Source organism: Kitasatospora sp. NPDC056783, from assembly GCF_042789895.1.
Lineage (GTDB): Bacteria > Actinomycetota > Actinomycetes > Streptomycetales > Streptomycetaceae > Kitasatospora.
On record NZ_JBHUAF010000606.1, the window covers coordinates 1 to 2,976 of the forward strand.

At 73.8% G+C, this 2,976-nt stretch carries 4 protein-coding genes and 1 pseudogene; 3 read left to right on the forward strand and 2 right to left on the reverse strand.

Annotated features, from left to right (window positions below; genetic code table 11):
• A pseudogene (locus ACFRMQ_RS39750) lies at window positions 1-575 on the reverse strand (hypothetical protein); the annotation flags it as partial.
• Window positions 576-727: 152 nt separating this feature from the next.
• On the opposite strand from ACFRMQ_RS39750, the gene ACFRMQ_RS39755 reads away from it, so the two are divergent.
• Window positions 728-904: an antitoxin gene (locus ACFRMQ_RS39755; protein WP_380735775.1), complete on the forward strand. Its 177-nt coding sequence runs from the start codon at window positions 728-730 to the stop codon at window positions 902-904.
• A gap of 78 nt (window positions 905-982) precedes the next feature.
• On the opposite strand, the gene ACFRMQ_RS39760 is transcribed toward ACFRMQ_RS39755, so the two are convergent.
• Window positions 983-1,162 carry a hypothetical protein gene (locus ACFRMQ_RS39760; protein WP_380735776.1) on the reverse strand — a complete coding sequence of 60 codons (180 nt, stop codon included), beginning with the start codon at window positions 1,160-1,162 and terminating at the stop codon, window positions 983-985.
• 75 nt (window positions 1,163-1,237) lie between these two features.
• Here ACFRMQ_RS39760 and ACFRMQ_RS39765 point away from each other — a divergent pair, with 75 nt between their 5' ends.
• Together ACFRMQ_RS39765 and ACFRMQ_RS39770 are read left to right on the forward strand one after the other, a co-directional pair.
• Window positions 1,238-1,828, forward strand: coding sequence for a TetR/AcrR family transcriptional regulator (locus ACFRMQ_RS39765; protein ID WP_380735777.1), 591 nt, complete (start codon window positions 1,238-1,240; stop codon window positions 1,826-1,828).
• Window positions 1,829-2,058: 230 nt separating this feature from the next.
• Entirely contained in the window at window positions 2,059-2,937 is an 879-nt protein-coding gene (locus ACFRMQ_RS39770) for a class I SAM-dependent methyltransferase (protein ID WP_380735778.1), read from the forward strand.
• Window positions 2,938-2,976: the final 39 nt, after the last annotated feature.

Below are 2,976 nucleotides of genomic sequence, written 5' to 3' on the forward strand. Positions count from 1 at the left end.
GCGCCCGCCGGGTAGTCGGCGGGCGTGCAGCCGGTGGCGGCGCCGACCGGAGCGACCGCCAGGTCCGCGGTCAGGCCCGCCGCCGGGCCGCTGACCGAGTACGTCATGGCGATCACCGGCACCGACTCGGCCTTCGGGGAGACCACGTCGAGGTGCTCCGAGCGGGCCTCGAAGAAGGTGTACGTGAACTCCTGCTTGGAGACTTGGAGTCCGGCCCGGCGCGCCTGCTCGTAGACGTACTGGGCGGACTGGTCGTGCCCCGTCGAACCGGCCACCCGGGTGCCGCCGTTGCGGTCCGCGATCCTCTGGAGCGCGGCCAGGGTGGCCCGGGCGTCCCGGGCGCTGCTGGCCTCGACCAGCCTGGAGGCGAGCTTGGCGCCCTTGCGCGCCGGGTCCGGATCCGCCGAGGCACTGCCCGCGCCGGCCAGCAGCAGCGGGGCGACCAGGGCGGCGACGGTCAGGGCGGCGCCCGCGCCGCGCCGGGTGACGGCGGGTCGCGGGCGTCCTGGGGAGACGACGGGGTCGTGCGGGGTGGGACGGTCGAGCGGGGAGGTGTTGCGACGGGTGCGCAGCATCAAGGCGACTCCTTCCGACGGGCCGTGAGGTCATGATTTGACCTGACCGGAATCCCGTTGCCAAGCCTTTACGCAAACCTTGCGAGATGCGGTCAGCGCCGTACGCGGTGATATTGGAGGGGTGGGGGCGTCTCATCCGGGAGTGTGACCAGATGTCCATGTTGGATAAGCTCAAAAGCCTGCTGAAGGGCCACGAGGATCAGGCCGACAAGGCCGTCGACAAGGCCGGCGACACGTTCGACGAGCGGACCCAGGGCAAGTACAGCAGCCAGACGGACGTCGCCCAGGAGAAGCTGAAGGAACAGTTCCGCGACCAGCCCCCGCAGTAGCGGGCCGCGCGGGACTCCACGCCGGCGCCGTCCGGCCGACTCACCAGCCCCGGTCCGGCCGGACGGACGGACCGGGGCTCAGTCCTGGTCCGTCGTCCCGGGTGGGCCGCCCCCGGCCTCGGCTTCGGCCTCGGCCCCGCTGCCGTCGCCGGCCGCACCGCGGTTCTCGCAGCACCCCGGTCCGGGCCGCTCACGCAGCCGTCCGCACTCCGGGCACACCCGGTCCAGCCAACAGGCCGGCTCGCCGCCTTCGTCCATGCCGTCGATTCTGCCCGCAGCGCCCTCACGCGCACGAGTGGACACTGTCCACGACCCCTGGTAGACAGTGTCTACATGATGGGACAGGAACAGGACCTCCGGGCCCGACTGGTGACCGCGGGCGTCGAGTTGGTGGCCGACGGCGGCGTCCAGGCGCTCGGCCTGCGCGAGATCGCCCGCCGCGCCGGGGTCTCCCACGGCGCGCCCCGCCGCTACTTCCCCGCCCACCGCGAACTGCTCGCCGCCGTCGCCCGGCAGGGCTTCGGCCGGCTCACCGACACCCTCGCGGGCACCGACGCCCTCGCCGCCGCCACCGACGCCGACGCGCGCTCCCGCCTCGACGCCCTCGCCCGCGCCTACCTCGGTTTCGCCGCCGCCAATCCCGGCATGTTCGAGCTGATGTTCCGCCACGACCTGCTGGAGGGCAGCGGCGTCGAACTGCGCCGCACCACCCTGCCGTTGTTCCGGACCTTCGTCGCACTGGTCTCCGAAGTGCACCCGGACTCCGACGACCCGGCCGCCGCCACCGCCGCCCTCTGGTCCAACCTGCACGGCCTCGCCCAACTGCGCACCTGGGGCAGTCTGCGGCTGATCACCGGCGGCGACTCCGTCGAGCCGCTGCTGCGCACCGTGCTGGACGCCCACCTCGGCCCGGCCGCCCGGTGACGCCGGCGCGGCGGGGGCCGCGGTCCGAACGCTAGGCCGAACAGGCGAATCGAGAGCGGAAACGAAGGCGCACGCCCCTGCCGAACACCGGAGCGAAGACCCGGAACCGGGTCGTTCCGCATCTGGTTCTCCCAGGCCCCGGCGTCGCTATGATGATCCGCCACACGTCCTCGGCGTCCCCTCCGGGGCGTGATCCGCCACCGCGCCCCGCCGTCCCCCTGGAGGCCGCCGTGCCCACTTCCGAGACCGCGGTCGAGACCGCCGTCCACCCCACGCCGCTGAGGCGGGACGACATCCCCGGCTGGTTCTTCAGCCTCGACCGGGCGGCCTTCGGCCACCTGCTGTCCGCCCAGACCACGGCCGGCCTCACCGGCGACATCCTGGAGCTCGGCAGCTACCTCGGCCGCAGTGCCGTCCTGCTCGGCGACCACCTCCAGCCGGGCGAGCGGCTGACGGTCTGCGACCTGTTCGACTCCGAGGCCGGCGACGCCGAGAACGCCGCCGAGATGGACATGTCCTACCGCAGGACCCTCACCCGCAGCGCCTTCGAGGCCAACTACCTCGCCTTCCACGGCGAGCTGCCCGAGATAGTGCAGGCCCCCACCTCGGTGCTGGCCGACGGCCGGATCCGGGCGGACAGCTGCCGCTTCGTCCACATCGACGCCTCCCACCTCTACGAACACGTCGCCGGGGACATCGCGGTGGCCCGCGCCGCGCTCGCCGAGAACGGCCTGGTCGCCCTGGACGACTACCGCTCCGAGCACACTCCGGGCGTCTCCGCCGCCGTCTGGGAGGCGGTGTTCACCCGCGGGCTGCGGCCGGTCCTGCTCACCCCGATGAAGTTCTACGGCACCTGGGGCGACGCCGCTGCCGCCCAGGCGGTGCTGCGGGAGCGCGACTGGCCGGCCGAGGGGTACACCGCCGACGAGGACACCATCGCCGGCGCCCGGGTGCTGCGCCTCAACTACCGGGTGAAGACCCCGGTCCACCGTTCCACCCCGCGCCGGCTCGCGCTGGAGCTGCTGCCCCCGGTCGCCACCAAGGCCACCCGCCGGATGCTCCGGACACTGCGCGAACGCCGCGCCGTCCCCCCGGTCCCGAGCAGCTGACCCGGGAGGGGCCCGCCCCCGCCCCTCACCGGGCGGGGG

What these genes read in the sequence shown, in the direction of transcription:
- ACFRMQ_RS39760 (WP_380735776.1), bottom strand. Translation starts at nt 1,162, where the DNA reads ATGGACGAAGGCGGCGAGCCGGCCTGTTGGCTGGACCGGGTGTGCCCG.
- ACFRMQ_RS39765 (WP_380735777.1), top strand. Translation starts at nt 1,238, where the DNA reads ATGATGGGACAGGAACAGGACCTCCGGGCCCGACTGGTGACCGCGGGC.
- ACFRMQ_RS39755 (WP_380735775.1), top strand. Translation starts at nt 728, where the DNA reads ATGTCCATGTTGGATAAGCTCAAAAGCCTGCTGAAGGGCCACGAGGAT.